The organism is Staphylococcus marylandisciuri (assembly GCF_025519785.1).
GTDB classification, from domain to species: domain Bacteria; phylum Bacillota; class Bacilli; order Staphylococcales; family Staphylococcaceae; genus Staphylococcus; species Staphylococcus marylandisciuri.
This window is the reverse complement of record NZ_JAOPKZ010000008.1, coordinates 1-21154: the sequence shown is the minus strand read 5'-3', so window position 1 is coordinate 21154 and position 21154 is coordinate 1. Positions and strand designations below refer to the sequence as shown.

Sequence of the window (21154 nt, the reverse complement as noted above, 5' to 3'; positions counted from 1 at the left end):
TAATTGCTGTACAATAATGTATTGAGCGAGGTGCATAATACGATGATTTTATTACAACTCAATCAAATTACAAAATCATTCGATGGTGAAGACATCTTTAATGATGTTAATTTCGAAGTTAAGAATGGTGAGCGGATTGGTATCGTAGGTCGCAATGGTGCTGGTAAATCTACATTAATGAAAATTATTGCGGGAGTTGAGGACTACGATAGTGGCCATATTTCTAAAGTAAAAGATTTAAAACTAGGCTACCTCACACAACAAATGACACTAAATACTAATGAAACTGTCTTTGAAGCAATGTCTAAACCATTTGGATATTTAATGGATCTTGAAAAGAAGATGAAGGCTGAAACAGAATGGTTAGCTCAACACGCCGATAACTATGAAAGTGATGATTACCAACATCATATAGCCAATTACGAAAGATTATCTAATGAATTTGAAGAAAAAGAAGGCTATCAATACCAAAGTAAGATAAAAACCGTGTTACATGGACTATCTTTTAAAGAGGAAGATTTCAATCGTCCAATAAACGATTTCAGTGGTGGTCAAAAAACTCGGCTATCGCTTGCGCAAATGCTATTAAATGAACCCGACTTGTTACTCCTCGACGAGCCGACTAACCATCTTGATATGGAGACTACAGAATGGTTAGAGAATTACCTCAAGTTCTTTAAAGGCGCAATTGTCCTCATTAGCCATGACCGTTATTTTTTAGATAAAATAGTTAACCAAATTTATGATGTTGCGCTCGGTGAAGTGAAACACTATTACGGAAACTATAAACAATTCATAGAGCAACGCGATAAATATTACCAACGTCGTTTGCAAGAATACGAAGATCAGCAAGCAGAGATTCAACGATTAGAGAACTACGTGGATAAAAATATCGCTAGAGCTTCCACCAGTGGAATGGCGAAGAGTCGCCGTAAGATGCTAGAAAAGATTGAACGCATAGACAAGCCTATGCTAGATGCGCGTAGTGCGAATATACAGTTTCATTTCTCACGTAATACAGGTAATGATGTCTTTCATATTCGCGACTTAGAAATCGGCTATCACGATTCACCTATCACTGAGCCTATAAATCTCGACGTCTTCAAAGGTGATCATATAGCAGTTATAGGAAGGAACGGTATAGGTAAATCAACCTTTATTAAAACGATTGCTGGCAAATTGACACCACTTAATGGTGAGATCACATCTGGTGCAAACTTAAAGATCGGTTATTATGATCAAAAGCAAGCAGAGTTTCGATCTAATCAAACGATCTTAGATTACGTATGGGACCAATATCCAACTATGCCTGAGAAAGATATCAGAGCTGTATTAGGCCGCTTCTTATTCGTTCAAGAAGAAGTAAAAAAAGTTATCAATGATCTGTCGGGTGGAGAGAAAGCGCGATTGCAACTTGCTCTCCTCATGCTAGAACGCAATAACATCTTAATATTAGACGAACCAACTAACCATCTCGATATCGATTCTAAAGAAATGTTGGAACAGGCACTAGCAGGATTTGAAGGAACTATTATATTCGTTTCCCATGACCGATATTTTATCGACCAACTTGCTAATAAGGTCTTTGATTTAGATTCTCAAGGCGGTAATCTCTATCTCGGAAACTATCAATACTATATTGAAAAGCTAGAAGAAAAAATAGCTTTACAAGAAAAAGAGGCTGACCATCAAACAACTCAGAGTTCATCAGTGAGTCAAACCAACGATTACGTTAATCAAAAGCAGCGTAAAAAAGAATTACGCCAAATTGAACGTCAAATCGAAACCTATGAAATGCGTATCACAGAGTGTGAACAAAGTATTCACGATATCGATCAACAATTAACACAACCTGAGATCTTTAATAACCCACAAAAATCACAAGACTTAGTTAACCAAAAATTAGATATCGAACAAACGTTAGAACAAGCTATGACGGAATGGGAAAAATTACAGGATAAGTTAAATTAATATTTACTTTTTAAGTGATGAGCGAGTAACAATTTTTACTTTCTCATCCTCTTTTTTTACTTTTTTCACTTAATTTTATACACAGCTAAAAGTGTTATATTCGTAGATATCCACAAAGTTATCCCAATTATCCACAAGTAAATTGTAACTACATTTTCTTTTATTTTCGACTTACTCACTTATATCCACATCATCATACACGACTTATCCACAATTTGTGCACTTTTTGTTGATAAGTACGCATGTTCCCCCTTGACATTTTCTATTCAAATTAAGACACTCACCCTCATTTGTGATCTAAATATAAACATGCCATACTAGATTTATGCAAATAGAAAGGAGAAAAATGCATGCCAGTAATCTTGTGGGTATATATTTCTGTACTTTTCGGTTACATCTTAGTGGCCACATTCGTCAGTTTACTTTTAAAACTCATAGAACAACTTAGTTTAAAAAAAGATATTAAATCCTTATGGCGCCGCCGCAAACGACTAGAACAATTCATTCGGCCTAATCATGTGTATGAGCGGTTATTCTCAAAGGATAAATCACAGTACGAACATTATGAATACATAGATGATAAAACGTGGTCCGATCTCAATTTAGATGAAGTGTATCAGCAACTCAACTATAATTTCACATCTATCGGAGAAATGCGTTTATACGCTTCCTTAAGAGGTATGGATACTGTTAAAAATGAGCGATTAATACAAGACATTAAAGAACGCTCACAATTCAGAGAAAAAATTTCACTTTATCTTGCTATGATAGGTAAAGCAGTCTATCCGCTTTACCCTGATCAAGTGCATCCACTGTCTCGTAACATATTTAAATGGTTAAGCCCCTTCTACCCGCTCATAGGGTTTGTGATCATGTTTATGTCAGCTAAACTAGGTGGGCTCTTAACCTTACTCGCCATTATATTAAATGTCTATCTTTCCACAGGTCAAAACCGAGATAAGATGAAAAATAATGAGGACTCTGCTTTCTATACGGTAGGGGTGATTAAACAAGCCAATAGAATTGCACATCTAGCAGAGTCTCCTCGACTAAATATAGACCTTAATCACTTTAAAATAGTTAAGTATTTTGGGTGGCTCATTGGTGGAATAGGTAGCAAAAGTGAAGCAGCACTTTTCATAGGTATCATTAAATCCATGTTCAATTTAGATTATTTCCTTTACTTTTTACTACAACGCAGCTTTATGAAACATGAAGATGAAATTATGGCAGCTTATAACTATTTATCTTACATCGACAATCACTATGCGGTAGCGCTCTGGAGAGAAACCCTCACACAAGAAATAAGACCGGAAGTTACAGAGTGTAAAAATATTAAATTTAGAGGGGTTGTTCATCCATTGCTTGCCGAAGCGGTGCCTAACGATCTTAGCATTCAATCCCACATCCTACTCACGGGTTCAAATGCTTCAGGTAAATCCACATTTATGAAAGCTGTGGCGCTTAATTTAATATTAGCTCAATCCGTCAACACCGCGCTAGCTGAGCAATTCACTTATAAACCTGGCAGTGTCTATACCTCAATGGCTAATCAAGATGACGTACTTACAGGCGACAGCTATTTCATGGCTGAAATTAAGGCCATACGCCGTTTGTTTAAGCTATCACATGCAGACTATTGCTATTGCTTTATTGATGAAATATTTAAAGGTACGAATACTACTGAAAGAATAGCTGCTTCAGAATCGGTGCTCAACTATTTAGGAGAACGTAATAATTACCGAGTTCTTGCAGCCACACACGATATTGAGCTTGCTACATGGCTACATCCACTTTACGCAAATTATCATTTCAATGAAGTCATCCAGGATAAAGAAATTTACTTTGATTATAAGATTAAACCAGGTAAAGCGAATACACGCAACGCTATAGAACTTCTCCGTATCACACAGTTCCCAGAAACTATTTATAAACAAGCTCTTAAAAATACAACGAAACTGGAAAGTAACTCATAAAGCTAATCTATGATGACTCACATAAAGACTACAGCAATAGAAATAGACCCTTACTCACTAGTTTGATTTATAGTAAAAAAAGGCCGACTACTGATGTGTTAAGAACCTACACATCGAGTAGTCAGCCTTTTCATTTATCTTAATCTCCAGCTTTTCTACGAGGTTGGGAGCGGGACAGAAATCTAATTTGAATAAAATGATTTCGTAGTCTCGACCTCCTCTAAATTTAAACTTACCTAACTATTCCTTTGGTACACCTTACAGTTATTCTGCATTAATCATCCACGTCACACCAAAGGGATCATTGAAAATACCATATAATTTAGACCATTCCGTTTCACCAAGTGGTATTGATGCTTCACATCCTCCTTCTATGGCTTTACCGTAGAAATCAATAGCTCGCTGTCTTTCTCTTTCGTCATTATAATTAAAGGTGAATGCAACGATAGCCCCACTATTATCAATCTTTTTATTTTTATAAGTATCACTGCAATAGAAAGTTTCACCCATTATTTCAAAAGTTGCGTTTAAAGTAAAATCTTTATCCATTTTATATTCCTCTGGCATATGCTCGAAGCGTGCATCATCGCCACCCACTCGTTGAATATTTGTTGCGCCTAAATATCTTTCATAAAAATTAAGCGCTGCTAAACTATTCTCAAAGTTAAAGTATTGAATCGCTTTCATCTATGACAACTCCTTTATTATAGCTTATTCACTTATACCCATTACATTAAACTATTAATAAAATAATCGTTAAAACTATATCAGAGTTCAGCCGGCAGGAGGTACAAGAACAAGCAACTTAACTATCGCACTACTCCTCTATATCAATGCTACTTCGCCCATTCAAACTCATGTCTGCTCTAACCCCAGCTTCGAATAAATAGAATCCAACAGCAGCTATCATCGCTGCGTTATCAGTACATAGCTGGGGATGAGGTATTGAGAGTTTAATGTCGCGTATTTCGCATGCTTCTGTAAGTTGTTCACGTAACCCGCGATTACTTGCTACTCCTCCAGCTACTATTAAATGATTCACATCATATGCTTCACACGCTCGTACAGCTTTACCTACTAATACTTCAACTACGCTGTCTTGAAAACTTCGCGCAATGTTTGCTCGATTTACATCTTCACCTTTTTGATTCAAGTTGTGCTTTTTGTTTATTACAGCACTTTTCAATCCACTAAAACTAAAATCATAGGTATCCTTTTCTAACAATACACGAGGAAAATCATACGTGTCCTGACCTTCACTTGCTAACGCATCTACTTTCGGCCCTCCAGGATAACCTAAACCAATTGTCCGCGCTACTTTATCATATGCTTCTCCAACTGCATCGTCACGCGTCTCTCCGAGAATTTCAAAGTCAAGATGATCCTTCATGTAAATGAGTTCAGTATGACCGCCTGAAACGATAAGAGAGATTAGAGGAAATTCAAGTGGTTCTTCTAAATTATTTGCATAAATATGACCGGCAATATGATTCACAGGTATTAAAGGCTTATCGTAAGCAAATGCTAGTGCTTTAGCAGCATTTATTCCTACGAGCAACGCACCTATAAGCCCCGGCCCTTCTGTTACTGCGATGGCGTCTATCTTCTCCATTTGTATACCTGCAGTATTTAAAGCTTCTTCTATAGTAGGTATGATTCCCTCGACATGGTGCCGGCTCGCAACTTCAGGTACTACGCCACCAAATCGTTTGTGACTCTCAATTTGACTGAGCACAATATTAGCGAGAATTTCGGTCCCGTCTTTAACAACGCTAACACTGGTTTCGTCACAACTTGATTCAATTCCTAAAATATATCTATTTATTGTCATCTTAAAGTCACCCACATTACCATAGCATCTTCACCTTCACCATAATAATTTTTTCTTTTTCCGCCATACTTAAACCCTAAATTCTTATAGACGTGCTGTGCAATCGTGTTGTCTACACGCACTTCCAGGCTCATAGTATCACATTTAGTCTGCGCATATTGCATAGCATAGCGTAGTAGTAGCTGTCCTAATCCGCATCCTCGCTTCTCTTTTTTAATAGCAATTGTTGTAATCTGTGCTTGATCTATTACTAGCCATAAACCTACATAACCTACAATTGTATTATCGAATTCTATGACAAAATAATAAGCGAAATTATTTTTTAGTATTTCATGATAAAAAGCATCAATCGTCCACGAGCTATCATTAAAGCTTTCTCTCTCTATATCAAATACCTGAGGAACATCATCTGCGCACATGAGTCTAATATTTAACGCTTGCTGTGTTGATTGTTCCAATTTCTTTCTGCCTCAGATAGTTTGAGATAATTAGGAGTAAACGTCTTAATATCTGCAGATTCAGCTATTAATGTGCGCATTGAAGAAGCTTTAGGTAACATCTCCAGAACTTCTCCGTTTAAGAAATCTTTTAACTTCACCGCGTCTATGCCGACAAATAAGAATTCTTCATCTAAATTATTTAAATAACGGTTCAAATCATTGATGGTTATATATTGTTCTTCAAATACTACTTCTAGAGTATCTCCTTGCTTTTTAAACACTCCAGCATAAACCGCTTCTCGTCTAGCATCGAAGATAGGCACCAGTAATTGCTTATCTATGTTTTTAACAGTAGCAGCAAGCGCTTTTAAAGAAGAAACTCCATATAACTCTGCGTTTACACTATAAGCTAATGTCTTAGCCACGGTAACTCCGATTCGTAAACCTGTATAAGAGCCTGGTCCTTCAGCAACTACTATTCGATCTATCGCTCGTTTCTCAACATGCGAGCGTTCTATAACTTTCTGCACTGCAGGCATTAATTGTACTGAATGATTTACTTTCTTATCATTGTTAACTTCAGCTAATACCTCATCATCTTGCATCAATGCTACAGAAAGCGGTTGGTTAGACGTATCAATGAGTAGATAATTCATTTTCGACATCCTCCTTTAATGACTCAAATCTAGCTCCGGAGGCTTTCAGCTTAATAAAGCGTTTCTCCCCTTCTTCAACTCGTATATAAATATCTAAGTGTTCAGCTGGCAGAAGATCTGCGATAAATTCACTCCACTCTATAACAGTCACAGCTTGATCCTCAAAGTATTCATCAAACCCTAAATCTTCCTCACTATCTTCCAATCTATAACAATCCATATGGTGAAACTTTAAGTTTGTACCTCGATATGATTTGATAATATTAAAAGTTGGTGAGTTGATATTTCTTTTAACACCTAAATATTTACCAATCATTTGACTTAAAGTTGTTTTTCCTGCTCCCAAATTACCGTGAAGTAAGACGAGATCTTTAGGTTTAAATTTAGAAGTTAAAGATTTTGCAAAATCGTTCATTTCTTCTAGATTATTGATTTCAATCATGGCTAATCTCCTCGTTCATGACTAACTTTATAAATCTATTCATTATGTAACCTCTTTATTTTAACAAATTTAAAGCTCTCTGACTTCTATTCAATTCGCTTTACTTGCTAGAACAGCGTTAATCAATTGAGTGAGGTCATTCGGATTAAAGGTTAGCAATACGTAAATGATTCACGCATTAAGAAAGCGACTAATAATGACTAAACTACATAGCCTCTCTAAAGCCTTAACAAGCGAGAGATGCGCGTTATTTCATTTGATGGGAGCGGGACAGAAATCTATTTTGTATACAAAGATTTCGTAGTCCCGCCCCGGCAAGGATGACTAGAATTGAAAAAAGCTTGATACAAGCGCGTTTTCAAATCAGTCGTCTACTGCCGAGATGTTGAAGGGAGCGGGGCAGAAATCTATTTTTGTATATAAAGATTTCGTAGTCCCGCCCCGGCAAGGATGACTAGAATTGAAAAAAGCTTGATACAAGCGCATTTTCAAATCAGTCATCTACTGCCGAGATGTTGAAGGGAGCGGGACAGAAATCTAATTTGAATAAAAAAGATTTCGTAGTCCCGCCCCGGCAAGGATGACTAGAATTGAAAAAAGCTTGGTACAAGCGCGTTTTCAAATCAGTCATCTACTGCCAAGATGCTGAAAGAGCCTGAGACATTACATTATGTCCCAGGCTCCTATTTTTTTCTAAGATTTATCTCCCAGCCCCTTTTCTCTCTAGTCAAAGACCTTTACGTCCCAGCCACAATAAATATAGATTTGCCGTTGACCCAACATCAGTTTAATATTTTGTAAGAAAATTCTAAAATTCATATTGACAACTCTTCTAAGTTATAGTAAATTTTATTTAACAAATTTTTAGACAATTAGTAAAAATCACAAAACCATTCAATGAAAGGAGTATATTAAAATGACTAATATGACAAAACAGCAAACACCGACAACAGAAAATATTTTAGTCATTTTATTATGCTGATGGGCTGGAACATTAGTACATTCTAATGTTTAAGTCCTATTTCAAGTTGAATGGGACTTAACAGCGTCCCAATTTTATAATTGGGACGCTTTTTATTTTTCAACTACTGGGGGAATTGAAATGAGAAGTGACATGATCAAGAAAGGAGATCATCAAGCACCGGCACGTAGTCTATTACACGCTACTGGAGCATTAAACGAACCTACAGATATGAATAAGCCATTTGTAGCGATCTGTAATTCTTACATAGATATCGTCCCTGGGCATGTTCATTTAAGAGAATTAGGAGATATTGCTAAAGAAGCTATTCGAGAAGCGGGCGCTATTCCTTTTGAATTTAACACTATAGGTGTCGATGATGGTATTGCCATGGGGCACATCGGAATGCGTTATTCTTTGCCTTCAAGAGAGATCATCGCAGACGCAGCTGAAACGGTGATTAATGCGCACTGGTTTGACGGTGTCTTCTACATACCGAATTGCGACAAGATCACGCCAGGTATGCTACTAGCTGCAGTTAGGACTAATGTACCGGCAGTCTTTTGCTCTGGTGGACCTATGAAAGCTGGCCTTTCTTCGCAAGGTAAGGCTTTAACTTTATCATCGATGTTTGAAGCGGTCGGAGCTTTCAAAGATGGATCAATCACTAAAGAGGAATTTCTAGATATGGAACAAAATGCTTGTCCTACTTGTGGCTCTTGTTCAGGCATGTTTACTGCAAATTCTATGAACTGTTTAATGGAAATCTTAGGTGTAGCCCTACCCTATAACGGTACAGCACTAGCAGTGAGTGAACAACGACGCGAAATGATCCGTCAAGCTGCTTTTCGTTTAGTTGAAAATATTAAAAATGATATTAAACCTCGAGATATTATCACTAAAGAAGCAATTGACGACGCTTTCGCTTTAGATATGGCTATGGGAGGTTCTACAAATACAGTACTTCATACGTTAGCTATTGCAAATGAAGCAGGTATAGATTATGACCTGACTCGCATCAACGAAATTGCTAAGAAAACACCATACTTATCTAAGATCGCTCCTAGTTCTTCGTATTCCATGCATGATGTGCATAATGCTGGAGGCGTCCCTGCAATCATCAATGAACTGTTAAAGAAAGACGGCGTCTTACATCCAGATAGAATCACAATAACTGGCCAAACGATTAGAGAAAATAACATAGATAAAGAAATTACAAATGACAAAGTCATTCGTAAACTTGACAACCCTTATGATAAAGAGGGGGGGTTATCGATCTTATACGGTAATCTCGCACCAAAAGGAGCTGTCATTAAAGTAGGTGGCGTCGATCCGTCTATTAAAGTATTCACAGGTCGTGCTCGATGCTTTAACTCACATGATGAAGCTGTAGAAGCTATCGACAACCATACTGTCCGACAAGGCGATGTTGTAGTTATACGTTATGAAGGTCCAAAGGGTGGCCCAGGTATGCCTGAAATGTTAGCACCCACTTCTTCGATCGTCGGAAGAGGTCTAGGTAAAGATGTAGCACTCATTACAGATGGACGCTTTTCTGGTGCCACAAGAGGTATTGCAGTAGGTCATATATCACCAGAAGCCGCTTCAGGAGGACCCATAGCATTGCTTAGAGATGGGGATGAAATAACGATAGACCTCACTCAACGTACTCTGAATGTAGATGTATCAGACGATGAACTATTGAAACGCAAACGTGAAATTGCACCTTTCAAAGCTAAAGTGAAAACAGGTTACCTTGCACGTTACACAGCGCTAGTTACCAGTGCAAACACAGGTGGCATCATGCAGGTTCCAGAAGACTTAATATAAGGAGTGATGCAACATGACAGAAAGTACCAAAACGAAGAATAAAGACAAAACTTTAAATTTAAAGAAAGTTGATGCTTCAGGGACGCAATCCCCCCGTGACCTGAAAAAAGATAAAGTTAAAAAAATGAACACTGGTTCTGCTTTACTAGTCGAAGCTTTAGTACATGAGCAAGCAGACTTCATATTCGGTTATCCTGGGGGCGCTGTCCTCCCCCTTTATGATACGTTTTACGACGGGCGAATAAAGCATATCCTAGCACGACATGAACAAGGGGCAATACATGCAGCTGAAGGCTACGCTAAAGTCTCAGGCAAACCAGGCGTGGTAGTTGTAACAAGTGGCCCAGGAGCAACTAACACTATCACAGGTATTGCTGATGCGTATAGCGATTCTATTCCGCTCGTGGTTTTCACTGGACAAGTTGCATCCCCAGTGATCGGTAAAGATGCGTTCCAAGAAGCGGACTTACTTTCAATGACTACTCCTATTACCAAACATAATTACCAAATTAAAAACGTTGATGATATACCTAGAGTTATACATGAAGCCTTTTATATCGCGAACTCTGGACGTAAAGGACCAGTTGTCATCGACTTTCCTAAAGATATGGGTGTCTTTACTACAGACGCAGAGGTCACTGATGCTTTAGATTTACCTGGCTATGAAGTAGCACATCAACCTAGTTTTGACGAAATTCAAAAGTTGCGTGATTATCTTAAATCTGCCAAGCGTCCTCTCATCTTAGCTGGAGCTGGTGTACATCACGCTGAAGCAAACGAGTTATTAACAGAATTTGCGCGTCGCCATGAGTTACCTGTAGTCAATACGCTTTTAGGGCTAGGCTCAGTTCCTTATGAGTATCCGCTATTCCTAGGTATGGGAGGAATGCACGGATCATATGCTAGTAACATGGCTATACAAGAATGTGATTTGTTAATTAATTTTGGTAGTCGTTTTGACGATCGCTTAGCTAGTAAACCGGATGATTTTGCCAAAAATGCGAAAATTGTGCATATTGATATCGATTCCTCTGAAATTGATAAAATTATCCAAACAGATTTAGGAATAGTAGCGGATGTAGGTGCTACGTTAGAACAATTACTTCGCTATGATAGTTATACATTTAAACACACTGATTGGAATGAAAGATGTAAATTAAATAAGCGCAAACATCCTTTTAAATACGACAGAGAAGATCAAAGCTTCATTAAACCGCAACAAGCCATTCAATATATCGGTAAATTAACGAAAGGTGAAGCTATTGTAACGACTGATGTAGGACAACACCAAATGTGGGTAGCGCAATTCTATCCATTTAAACATCGTAATCAGCTCGTTACGAGCGGTGGTTTAGGCACTATGGGATATGGCATTCCTGCAGCTATTGGTGCTAAGCTAGCTCATCCTGATCAAACTGTTGTCGCAGTAGTAGGTGATGGCGGTTTCCAAATGACTAACCAAGAGATGGCTATCTTAAATGAATACGGTATCGATATTAAAATCGTACTCATCAATAACGGGACTTTAGGAATGGTTAAACAATGGCAAGACAAATTCTTTAATCAACGTTTCTCTCACTCAGTATTCAAAGATCAACCTGATTTTAGAAAATTGTCAGAGGCATATAGGGTGAAGAGTTTCTTATTAGAGGATCCCGATAAGCTATACCAAGAATTAGAAGAAGCTTTAAATTACCAGGGTTCAGCATTAATAGAAATTCGCATCTCCCCAGCAGAGCCCGTTCAACCTATGGTACCAAGCGGCAAAGCTAATCATGAAATGGAGGGGCTCGAATGAGACGTACATTTAGAACTAAAGTGAGAGATAAAGCAGGAACACTTAACCGTTTAACCAGTATATTCGTTCGTCGTCAATTTAATATCGTTTCCCTATCAGCAGTACCTACACTTGAACCGGGAATTACTGAGATAACATTTGTGGCTTCAATACCAGACAATAATACGCTTAGGACTTTAATTCAACAGTTAAAGAAGCAAATAAATGTGATCACAGTTGAAGATATCACTGATACGAATACCTATAACCGTGAGCTTGTTCTAGTCAAGCTTCAAAAACCTGAACGAGAAAGTCAGTTACAGGCAGTTATTAAACCTTATGATGCACTGGTGTCAATCTTGCATACCGAACAAGACTACATTTATCTACAAGCATGTGGTCCACGTTATACCATGAATAATTTGCTAGATGACCTAACATCATTAAACATTATCCAAGTTTCTAGAACTGGTTCGGCTGGAATTATTTAATTTTATTTTACTTAATATTGGAGGAATTATTTATGACAACTGTTTATTACGATCAAGATGTAACTCAAGATGCTTTACAAGGTAGAAAAATCGCTATTATCGGTTATGGATCTCAAGGACATGCACACGCCCAGAACTTAAAAGATAATGGCTACGATGTAATTATCGGAATTCGTCCAGGAAAATCTCATGATAAGGCTAAAAAAGATGGATTTGAAGTCTTTACAGTTGATGAAGCGGCTAAACAAGCTGATGTCATTATGATATTACTGCCGGATGAAATTCAAGGCGGTGTTTATGAAAACGAAATACAACCTCATCTAAATGAGAACGACGCACTCGCTTTTGCACACGGATTTAACATCCACTTTAACGTTATTCAACCACCGTCAAATGTAGATGTCTTCCTCGTAGCTCCTAAAGGTCCCGGACATCTTGTGCGTAGAACGTTTGTTGAGGGTAGTGCAGTCCCTTCCCTATTCGCTGTTCAACAAGACGCTAGTGGGAAAGCTCGTGAGTTAGCTCTGAGCTATGCTAAAGGTATCGGTGCTACTCGTGCCGGAGTTATTGAAACGTCATATAAAGAAGAAACTGAAACTGATTTATTTGGGGAACAAGCAGTACTTTGTGGTGGCGTAACGCACCTTATTCAAGCAGGCTTTGAAACTCTAGTAGAAGCTGGCTATCAACCTGAAATAGCCTATTTCGAAGTTCTACATGAAATGAAACTGATCGTTGACCTCATGTATGAAGGTGGCATGGAGAACATGCGCTATTCAATTTCTAACACAGCTGAATTCGGTGACTATGTTTCAGGACCACGCGTGATTACTCCTGATGTTAAAAAGAATATGAAAGATATTTTAACAGATATACAAAATGGACAATTTAGTGATCGATTTATTAAAGATAATGAAAACAACTTTGCAGAGTTCTTGAAATTACGTGAGGAACAACATGGACATCAAATCGAATCAGTTGGTAGAGAATTGCGTGAATTGATGCCATTCATCAAATCGAAAAGTATTGAAAAATAATTTTTAAATGAAGTAGTTATTAAAGGTATGTTGAAAGGGCGACAAGGGGCTCGGACTTCGATGGTACAGTTGTTGTAACTAATGCTCACTAAATCGCTGTACTGTCGTCGTCAATCTAATAAGGTCACGAGTAATTAACTTATTAGAAACATAAAGCTATGCGGGGTAGCACGAGCGATATCGATTCGCTTTCTGTGTTAATCCCGCTCCCCTATTAAATTATAATGAAATCCACACTTTAAAATACAGAATATTTCAAATTATAAAACATATAATTTTATCACACTTTTTAGCAATCTAAATACTTATATTGAGGAGATGAGAACTATTGACTATTTCAGCTAGTACAGATCATATTCAAATACTTGATACCACTCTTAGAGATGGAGAACAAACACCAGGTGTTAGCTTTAGCTTTGATGAAAGAATTAAAATAGCACAACAATTAGAGCGCTGGGGAGTGGACGTGATTGAAGCCGGTTTCCCTGCTTCAAGTCCTGGAAGTTTCGAGTCAGTTAAAGCTATTTCACAAATATTAACTCAAACTGCCGTCAGTGGTTTAGCGCGCTGTGTAAAAAAAGACATAGATGCAGTTTATGAAGCGACGAAACACGCTGCTATGCCGAGAATTCACGTCTTTGTAGCAACAAGCCCTATTCACCTTGAAGCTAAATTGAAATTAACACAAGAAGAAGTGTTAGCAACAATTCACGAACATGTTACCTATGCAAGAAATTATTTTGATATAGTTCAATTCTCTCCAGAGGATGCTACGCGTACTGAGTTAGACTTTCTTGTCAAGTGTGTTCAGACAGCTGTAGATGCAGGCGCAAGCGTAATTAATATACCTGATACAGTCGGCTTCACTTACCCTTCAGAATATGGAAATATCTTTAGAGTATTACAAGAAAGTATAAACACAGATCGTGAAATAGTTTATAGCGCCCATTGTCATGACGACTTAGGTTTAGCTGTAGCCAATAGCATGGCAGCAATTGAAAATGGCGCCAATAGAATAGAAGGAACAATTAATGGAATTGGTGAGCGAGCTGGGAATACGGCGTTGGAAGAGGTTGTGTTAGGTCTACATGTCAGACAAGACCACTATAAAAGAACTTCGCGCATTAAATTAAAAGAAACGAAGCAAACTTCTGACTTAATTTCACGATACGCAGGCCTTCGAGTACCTAAGAATAAAGCGATTGTCGGACAAAATGCTTTCAGTCATGAATCAGGTATCCATCAAGATGGAGTGCTTAAAAATCCTGAAACATATGAAATTATGACGCCACAATTAGTAGGTGTGAAAAGTACTGAACTTCCACTTGGCAAGCTTTCAGGTAAGCATGCTTTTAAAGATAAATTGAAAAATCTAGGCTATGATATTTCACCTGATGAACAAGCAATACTATTCAAACAGTTTAAATCTATAGCTGATAAAAAGAAATCAATAACAGACAGAGATATTCACGCACTTATCCTAGGTTCAGAACATGAACTAAACGCCCCTTACCAAGTTGAACAACTCCAAGTCCAATTTGTATCTAATGGTTTACAAAGTGCAGTTGTACTGATCAAAGATAAAGATGGCCATACGTATAAAGATTCAAGTATAGGAAGTGGCTCAATTGTAGCGATTTACAATGCTGTAGATCGTATATTCAATCAAACTACAGAACTCCTCGATTATAGTATCGATGCGGTAACTGAAGGTACAGATTCACAAGCAGAAGTACACGTCCATTTGAAAGTGAATCATACTGAAGCCACAGGTGTAGGTATTGATCACGATATTTTACTTGCTTCAGCTAAAGCCTATGTTGAAGCTCACGCTAAAGCTGGCGTTGAAATTAACGAGCAAAAAGGTGTGAGCTCATGAGCTATCATATTGTAACGTTGCCTGGAGATGGAATTGGCCCTGAAATTATGTCAGGTACAGTAAAAGTGCTCAAACATCTAAGTAATCGATTTCAGTTCTCTTATACTCTAAAATCGTACGACATTGGTGGAATTGCAATAGATAAACACAATGATCCTTTACCTGAGAGGACTTTAAACGCTTGTCATTCAGCAGATGCGATCCTTCTTGGAGCTGTAGGTGGACCACAATGGACCGATGCATCGATCAGACCTGAACAGGGTTTATTACAACTACGTAAAGAATTGAATTTATTTGCAAATATACGCCCTACTACAGTGACGCACGAAACCAGCCACCTTTCACCTATTAAAGAAGAACGAGTGAAAAATACGAACTTCGTGATTGTTAGAGAATTAACTAGCGGGCTCTATTTCGGGGAGCCCAAATACTTCAATGACGACAAAGCTCTAGATTCATTAACTTATACTAAAGAGGAAATTACGCGAATTGCTCACGTCGCTTTTCAATTAGCACAAACTCGAAACCGTAAATTAACCTCAGTTGACAAAGAAAATGTTCTAGCTTCAAGCAAATTATGGCGCTCGGTCATCAATGAAGTGGGACAATCCTATCCAGATGTAGAGCTTGAGCATTTGCTAGTCGATGCGTGTGCTATGCATTTAGTTACTCACCCTTCACGCTTCGACGTAATTTTAACTGAGAATATGTTCGGGGACATCTTGAGCGATGAAGCTTCAGTCATACCTGGCTCTCTAGGTTTATCCCCTTCTGCTAGTTTCGGTAGTAACGGGCCTAAACTCTATGAACCAATTCATGGCTCAGCGCCGGATATTGCTAATCAAAATATAGCTAACCCATTCGGTATGCTACTTTCTTTAGCAATGTGCCTACGTGAAAGCTTTAATGAGACTGCAGCGGCCTCTCATCTTGAAACATCTATTTTTAAGCTTATTAAAGAGAAGAAGACAACACGTGATCTCGGCGGAAAATATACGACCGATGAAGTCATAAATCATTTACTAGAATATATTTAGAAGGAGGAGAAGACTAATGGCTCAAACGCTTTTTGATAAGGTATGGAATAAACACGTCCTAGCTGGGAACGAGGGTGATCCCCAATTACTATATATAGATTTACACCTCATACACGAAGTTACTTCTCCTCAAGCATTTGAAGGATTAAGACTTCAGAACAGACAATTGAGAAGGCCTGATCTTACGTTTGCGACATTAGATCACAATGTCCCAACAGAAGATATCTTTAATATTAAAGATGACATTGCAAATAAACAAATAACGACGCTACAGCGTAATGCAGCTGAGTTTGGTGTGCGCCTCTTTGATATAGGATCAGATGAACAAGGAATCGTACATATGGTAGGTCCCGAAACAGGTTTAACTCAACCCGGGAAGACGATCGTGTGTGGGGATTCTCATACTGCCACTCATGGTGCATTTGGTGCAATTGCTTTCGGTATTGGTACGAGTGAAGTTGAACATGTCTTTGCAACTCAGACACTTTGGCAAACTAAACCGAAAAACTTAAAAATTAATGTGACTGGAGAACTCCCAACTGGTGTGTATGCTAAAGATATTATCCTCCACCTCATCAACCAACATGGCGTCGATTTTGGTACAGGGTATGCTTTAGAATTCTGCGGTAATACGATTAAACAGTTGTCTATGGATGCGCGTATGACTATATGTAATATGGCAATAGAGGCTGGTGCAAAATATGGTTTAATCGCACCTGACGAGACGACATTTGAATATGTGAAAGGACGTCCTTACGCTGCGAATTATGATTTAGATATCGATGGATGGCGTGAACTTTACAGTGATTCGACTGCACACTTCGATAAAGAAATTCAACTCGATGTGAGTCATCTTGAACCACAAGTAACGTGGGGTACGAGTCCAGAGATGGGCGTAAGTTTCAACACCCCATTTCCTGAGATTAAAAGTGTTAATGATGAGCGTGCTTATAATTATATGGGTCTTAAACCTGGGCAAAAAGCTGCAGATATCGATCTCGGTTACGTCTTCCTAGGTTCATGTACGAATGCACGTCTATCTGATTTAATTGAGGCGAGTCATATTGTTAAAGGAAAGCAAGTTCATCCTCGTATAACTGCTATAGTGGTACCGGGCTCAAGAACTGTTAAAAATGAAGCGGAGCAATTAGGTTTAGATAAAATATTTAAAGAAGCGGGATTTGAATGGCGTGAGCCTGGATGCTCAATGTGTTTAGGTATGAATCCTGATCAAGTCCCCGCCGGAGTACACTGTGCTTCTACTAGCAACCGTAATTTTGAAGGTCGCCAGGGTAAGGGAGCTCGAACTCATCTTGTCTCTCCAGCTATGGCTGCTGCGGCGGCAATTAATGGGAAATTTGTCGATGTTAGAAAGGTGGTCGTTTAGTTGGAAATAAAACCTATTACTAAATATACAGGTAAAATTGTACCATTGTTTCACGATAACATAGACACGGATCAAATTATCCCTAAATCTCATCTTAAACGTATCTCTAAGACAGGTTTCGGACCTTTTGCTTTCGATGAATGGCGCTATCTCAACGACGGCACAGAAAATCCAGACTTTAATCCTAATAAGCCTCAATATAAAGGAGCCTCTATTTTGATTACGGGTGATAATTTTGGATGTGGCTCAAGTCGTGAACACGCTGCGTGGGCTCTCAAAGATTACGGCTTTCATATTATTATTGCTGGTAGTTTCAGTGATATTTTCTATATGAATTGTACTAAAAACGCGATGTTACCCATCGTTTTAGATCAAGAAGCACGTGAGCATCTCGCTCAATTTGATGAAATCACTATCGACCTTCCTGATCAAACTGTATCAAGTAGAGAGCGTACGTTTACTTTCAATATTGAAGAGACATGGAAGAATAAATTGGTAAACGGTTTAGACGATATAGCAGTAACCTTACAGTATGAAGATAAAATTCTAGCTTATGAAGAAGCTTTAACTAGAAGTAAATATTAATTGAAAGGTGAAGGTACATGAAAGATACAGTGGTAGCAAGAGATATAGAAGAAGCTTATTTAACACTTAAGAATGTGGTTAAAGAAACACCACTTCAAAAGGATCACTACTTATCTTTAAAATACGATTGTAATGTTTATTTAAAGAGAGAAGATCTGCAATGGGTTCGTTCATTTAAACTAAGAGGAGCTTATAATGCAATCGCTGCATTAACTGAGAGCGAACGTCAACGAGGTATCACTTGTGCTAGTGCAGGAAATCACGCTCAAGGGGTTGCTTATACTGCTAATAAGTTAAACCTTTCTGCAACGATATTTATGCCAGTGACGACGCCTTTACAAAAGATTGACCAAGTTAAATTTTTTGGCGGCGCTCATACTGAAGTGATCTTAACTGGAGATACATTTGATGATTGCTTAAAGGAAGCATTACTTTATACTGAGGAACATTCTAAAAACTTTATTGATCCATTTAACAATATCAATACGATATCCGGGCAAGGTACGATCGCATTAGAAGCATTAAACCAAGCTAAAGACGACAGTGTCAACTTTGATTACCTATTTGCTGCTATAGGTGGCGGAGGGCTCATCTCAGGTATTGGAACATACTTTAAAGCCCATTCGCCTCACACCGAAATTATCGGGGTAGAACCAGCTGGAGCAAGTAGTATGTACACTTCGGTGGTTAAGGAAGATAAGGTCGTTACCCTACCCAATATCGATAAATTTGTTGATGGAGCTTCAGTAGCTCGCGTAGGTGATATAACCTTTAATATTGCTAAAAAAGTAGTTAGTGATTACGTGCAAATTGATGAAGGTGAAGTATGTTCTACAATTTTAGATATGTACACTAAACAAGCTATTATCGTTGAGCCTGCTGGTGCTTTAAGTGTGTCAGCTCTTGAACACTACAAAGCAAACATTAAAGGAAAAACGGTGCTTTGCGTGATTAGTGGTGGTAATAATGATATTAACAGAATGAAAGAAATTGAAGAAAGATCATTATTATTTGAAGAGATGAAACACTACTTCATCCTTAATTTCCCACAACGACCTGGTGTTCTGAAAGAATTTGTTAATAACGTTCTAGGACCAAATGATGATATCACTAAATTTGAGTATTTAAAAAAATCTTCGCAGAACACTGGGACTGTAATTATAGGAATTCAGCTCAATGACCATGCGGATTTAAACCAACTTAAGCAAAATGTTAATCAGTTTGATCCATTAAATATTTATATTAATGAGAATAAGATGCTCTATTCTTTATTAATATAATTGACACTACAACTTCTTAGTAGAGATAGATATAAAACTTTATTTCACAATTTATATCTATCTCTTTCTCTCGTAAAAAACGCGTTCTTCCAGATTGAAGGTTTTTGACTTCCTTAATAATAGTTCCAACAGCCCCAACCCGCATTGTTTGCGGAAACTGATTACTCAGTTTCTCTGTGTTGGGGCCACCCCAACTCGCATTGCTTGTAGAAACTGATTACTCAGTTTCTCTCTGTTGGGGCCCCGCCCCAACTTACTTACCACGAGTAAGCTCGTTTCGTCTTTCGCTTGTCTCATCGATCCTAGGCATGTCGACTTCGATAAAGCTAATTTTCAGAAGTTAAGGGAGCGGGACAGAAATCTAATTTGAATAAAAAGATTTCGTAGTCCCGCCCCGGCAAGGATGACTAGAATTGAAAAAAGCTTGATACAAGCGCATTTTCAATTCAGTCATCTACTGCCAAGATGCTGAAGGGAGCGGGACAGAAATCTATTTTGAATAAAAAGATTTCGTAGTCTCGCCCCGGCAAGGATGACTAGAATTGAAAAAAGCTTGATACAAGCGCATTTTCAAATCAGTCATCTACTGCCAAGATGTTGAAGAGGCTGGGATTTATGTCCCAGCCTCCCTTTCGGGCTCAATTGTCTGGCAACGTCCTACTCTTGCGGAACGTAAGTCTGCTACCATCGGCGCTAAGGAGCTTCTTTATCTTGTCATCCATGGCTATTATCTTCTTCGACTACTCTCCTTCCTCACTCACTTACCCCGAGTAAGCTCGTTTCGTCTTTCGCTTGTCTCATCGATCCTAGGCATGTTGACCTCGATAAAGCTAATTTTCAAAAGTTAAGCTCCTCCTCTATAAAAAAAGAGCCCTTTCGGGCTCAATTGCCTGGCAACGTCCTACTCTTGCGGAACGTAAGTCTGCTACCATCGGCGCTAAGGAGCTTCTTTATCTCTCGTAAAAAACGCGTTCTTACGGATTGAAGGTTTTTGACTTCTTCAATAACAGTTCCAACAGCCCCAACTCGCATTGCTTGTAGAAACTGTTTACTCAGTTTCTCTGTGTTGGGGCCCCTTTCCTCACTCACTTACCCCGAGTAAGCTCGTTTCGTCTTTCGCTTGTCTCATCGATCCTAGGCATGTTGACCTCGATAAAGCTAATTTTCAGAAGTTAAGCTCCTCCTCTATAAAAAAAAGAGCCCTTTCGGGCTCAATTGCCTGGCAACGTCCTACTCTTGCGGAACGTAAGTCCGACTACCATCGGCGCTAAGGAGCTTAACTTCTGTGTTCGGCATGGGAACAGGTGTGACCTCCTTGCCATCGTCACCAGACAACAAATGTAATTGCTACATTCAAAACTAGATAGTAAGTAAAAGTATCAACCAAGTCAAAACGTCTATTTGATTAAGTCTTCGATCGATTAGTATTCGTCAGCTCCACGTGTCGCCACGCTTCCACCTCGAACCTATTGACCTCATCATCTTTGAGGGATCTTATAACCGAAGTTGGGAAATCTCATCTCGAGGGGGGCTTCATGCTTAGATGCTTTCAGCACTTATCCCGTCCATACATA

17 protein-coding genes and 2 rRNA genes are annotated in these 21154 nt (G+C 38.5%); 11 read left to right on the top strand and 8 right to left on the bottom strand.

Features of this window, described 5'->3' with window-relative positions; translation table 11 throughout:
- The first annotated feature begins 42 nt into the window (after nt 1–42).
- Nucleotides 43–1971, top strand: coding sequence for an ABC-F family ATP-binding cassette domain-containing protein (locus N9R04_RS05675; protein ID WP_262855692.1), 1929 nt, complete (start codon nt 43–45; stop codon nt 1969–1971).
- A 350-nt stretch (nt 1972–2321) separates the two neighbouring features.
- Entirely contained in the window at nt 2322–3947 is a 1626-nt protein-coding gene (locus N9R04_RS05670) for a MutS-related protein (protein WP_262855691.1), read from the top strand.
- Nucleotides 3948–4211: 264 nt separating this feature from the next.
- On the opposite strand, the gene N9R04_RS05665 is transcribed toward N9R04_RS05670, so the two are convergent.
- The 5 genes from N9R04_RS05665 to tsaE all read right to left on the bottom strand — a co-directional run bounded on the left by N9R04_RS05665 (nt 4212) and on the right by tsaE (nt 7316).
- Nucleotides 4212–4634, bottom strand: a complete 423-nt coding sequence (locus N9R04_RS05665; RefSeq protein WP_262855690.1) for a VOC family protein — start codon at nt 4632–4634, stop codon at nt 4212–4214.
- 130 nt (nt 4635–4764) lie between these two features.
- Nucleotides 4765–5778 carry a tRNA (adenosine(37)-N6)-threonylcarbamoyltransferase complex transferase subunit TsaD gene (gene tsaD, locus N9R04_RS05660; RefSeq protein WP_262855689.1) on the bottom strand — a complete coding sequence of 338 codons (1014 nt, stop codon included), beginning with the start codon at nt 5776–5778 and terminating at the stop codon, nt 4765–4767.
- Complete coding sequence (rimI, locus tag N9R04_RS05655) at nt 5775–6197, bottom strand: ribosomal protein S18-alanine N-acetyltransferase (RefSeq protein WP_373316346.1); 423 nt, start codon at nt 6195–6197, stop codon at nt 5775–5777. The genes tsaD and rimI overlap by 4 nt, the downstream gene beginning before the upstream one ends.
- An 11-nt stretch (nt 6198–6208) precedes the next feature.
- Nucleotides 6209–6874 (bottom strand): tRNA (adenosine(37)-N6)-threonylcarbamoyltransferase complex dimerization subunit type 1 TsaB, encoded by a 666-nt coding sequence (tsaB, locus tag N9R04_RS05650; protein ID WP_262855687.1) that lies wholly within the window; start codon nt 6872–6874, stop codon nt 6209–6211.
- Complete coding sequence (tsaE, locus tag N9R04_RS05645; protein WP_262855686.1) at nt 6855–7316, bottom strand: tRNA (adenosine(37)-N6)-threonylcarbamoyltransferase complex ATPase subunit type 1 TsaE; 462 nt, start codon at nt 7314–7316, stop codon at nt 6855–6857. Before tsaE ends, tsaB begins: the two co-directional genes overlap by 20 nt.
- 1102 nt (nt 7317–8418) lie before the next feature.
- Here tsaE and ilvD point away from each other — a divergent pair.
- The 9 genes from ilvD (at nt 8419) to ilvA (ending at nt 19580) form a co-directional block, all read left to right on the top strand.
- On the top strand, nt 8419–10107 hold the full coding sequence (gene ilvD / locus N9R04_RS05640; protein WP_262855685.1) for a dihydroxy-acid dehydratase: 1689 nt from the start codon (nt 8419–8421) through the stop codon (nt 10105–10107).
- A gap of 124 nt (nt 10108–10231) precedes the next feature.
- On the top strand, nt 10232–11905 hold the full coding sequence (ilvB, locus tag N9R04_RS05635) for a biosynthetic-type acetolactate synthase large subunit (protein WP_262855787.1): 1674 nt from the start codon (nt 10232–10234) through the stop codon (nt 11903–11905).
- Nucleotides 11902–12375, top strand: coding sequence for an acetolactate synthase small subunit (gene ilvN / locus N9R04_RS05630; RefSeq protein ID WP_262855684.1), 474 nt, complete (start codon nt 11902–11904; stop codon nt 12373–12375). The genes ilvB and ilvN overlap by 4 nt, the downstream gene beginning before the upstream one ends.
- A 32-nt stretch (nt 12376–12407) precedes the next feature.
- On the top strand, nt 12408–13412 hold the full coding sequence (gene ilvC, locus N9R04_RS05625) for a ketol-acid reductoisomerase (RefSeq protein ID WP_262855683.1): 1005 nt from the start codon (nt 12408–12410) through the stop codon (nt 13410–13412).
- A 334-nt stretch (nt 13413–13746) separates the two neighbouring features.
- Complete coding sequence (locus tag N9R04_RS05620; protein WP_373316345.1) at nt 13747–15291, top strand: 2-isopropylmalate synthase; 1545 nt, start codon at nt 13747–13749, stop codon at nt 15289–15291.
- Nucleotides 15288–16328 (top strand): 3-isopropylmalate dehydrogenase, encoded by a 1041-nt coding sequence (gene leuB / locus N9R04_RS05615; RefSeq protein WP_262855681.1) that lies wholly within the window; start codon nt 15288–15290, stop codon nt 16326–16328. Before N9R04_RS05620 ends, leuB begins: the two co-directional genes overlap by 4 nt.
- A 16-nt stretch (nt 16329–16344) precedes the next feature.
- Nucleotides 16345–17715, top strand: a complete 1371-nt coding sequence (leuC, locus tag N9R04_RS05610) for a 3-isopropylmalate dehydratase large subunit (protein WP_262855679.1) — start codon at nt 16345–16347, stop codon at nt 17713–17715.
- Nucleotides 17716–18300: a 3-isopropylmalate dehydratase small subunit gene (gene leuD, locus N9R04_RS05605; protein WP_262855676.1), complete on the top strand. Its 585-nt coding sequence runs from the start codon at nt 17716–17718 to the stop codon at nt 18298–18300. It begins immediately after the preceding gene.
- Between the two features lie 17 nt (nt 18301–18317).
- A complete protein-coding gene (gene ilvA / locus N9R04_RS05600; protein WP_262855673.1) occupies nt 18318–19580 on the top strand; it encodes a threonine ammonia-lyase IlvA in 1263 nt (420 codons plus the stop codon).
- Nucleotides 19581–19745: 165 nt separating this feature from the next.
- Here the strand turns inward: ilvA and N9R04_RS05595 are convergent, their stop codons facing one another.
- From N9R04_RS05595 to N9R04_RS05585, 3 genes are all read right to left on the bottom strand, one after another.
- A complete protein-coding gene (locus N9R04_RS05595) occupies nt 19746–19877 on the bottom strand; it encodes a hypothetical protein (protein ID WP_262855669.1) in 132 nt (43 codons plus the stop codon).
- Between the two features lie 920 nt (nt 19878–20797).
- Nucleotides 20798–20912: ribosomal RNA gene (gene rrf, locus N9R04_RS05590) — 5S ribosomal RNA — on the bottom strand.
- A gap of 69 nt (nt 20913–20981) precedes the next feature.
- Nucleotides 20982–21154, bottom strand: a 23S ribosomal RNA gene (locus N9R04_RS05585); the annotation flags it as partial.

What these genes read in the sequence shown, in the direction of transcription:
- N9R04_RS05675 (WP_262855692.1), top strand. Translation starts at nt 43, where the DNA reads ATGATTTTATTACAACTCAATCAAATTACAAAATCATTCGATGGTGAA.
- N9R04_RS05670 (WP_262855691.1), top strand. Translation starts at nt 2,322, where the DNA reads ATGCCAGTAATCTTGTGGGTATATATTTCTGTACTTTTCGGTTACATC.
- N9R04_RS05665 (WP_262855690.1), bottom strand. Translation starts at nt 4,634, where the DNA reads ATGAAAGCGATTCAATACTTTAACTTTGAGAATAGTTTAGCAGCGCTT.
- tsaD (WP_262855689.1), bottom strand. Translation starts at nt 5,778, where the DNA reads ATGACAATAAATAGATATATTTTAGGAATTGAATCAAGTTGTGACGAA.
- rimI (WP_373316346.1), bottom strand. Translation starts at nt 6,197, where the DNA reads ATGTGCGCAGATGATGTTCCTCAGGTATTTGATATAGAGAGAGAAAGC.
- tsaB (WP_262855687.1), bottom strand. Translation starts at nt 6,874, where the DNA reads ATGAATTATCTACTCATTGATACGTCTAACCAACCGCTTTCTGTAGCA.
- tsaE (WP_262855686.1), bottom strand. Translation starts at nt 7,316, where the DNA reads ATGATTGAAATCAATAATCTAGAAGAAATGAACGATTTTGCAAAATCT.
- ilvD (WP_262855685.1), top strand. Translation starts at nt 8,419, where the DNA reads ATGAGAAGTGACATGATCAAGAAAGGAGATCATCAAGCACCGGCACGT.
- ilvB (WP_262855787.1), top strand. Translation starts at nt 10,232, where the DNA reads ATGAACACTGGTTCTGCTTTACTAGTCGAAGCTTTAGTACATGAGCAA.
- ilvN (WP_262855684.1), top strand. Translation starts at nt 11,902, where the DNA reads ATGAGACGTACATTTAGAACTAAAGTGAGAGATAAAGCAGGAACACTT.
- ilvC (WP_262855683.1), top strand. Translation starts at nt 12,408, where the DNA reads ATGACAACTGTTTATTACGATCAAGATGTAACTCAAGATGCTTTACAA.
- leuB (WP_262855681.1), top strand. Translation starts at nt 15,288, where the DNA reads ATGAGCTATCATATTGTAACGTTGCCTGGAGATGGAATTGGCCCTGAA.
- leuC (WP_262855679.1), top strand. Translation starts at nt 16,345, where the DNA reads ATGGCTCAAACGCTTTTTGATAAGGTATGGAATAAACACGTCCTAGCT.
- ilvA (WP_262855673.1), top strand. Translation starts at nt 18,318, where the DNA reads ATGAAAGATACAGTGGTAGCAAGAGATATAGAAGAAGCTTATTTAACA.
- N9R04_RS05595 (WP_262855669.1), bottom strand. Translation starts at nt 19,877, where the DNA reads ATGAGACAAGCGAAAGACGAAACGAGCTTACTCGTGGTAAGTAAGTTG.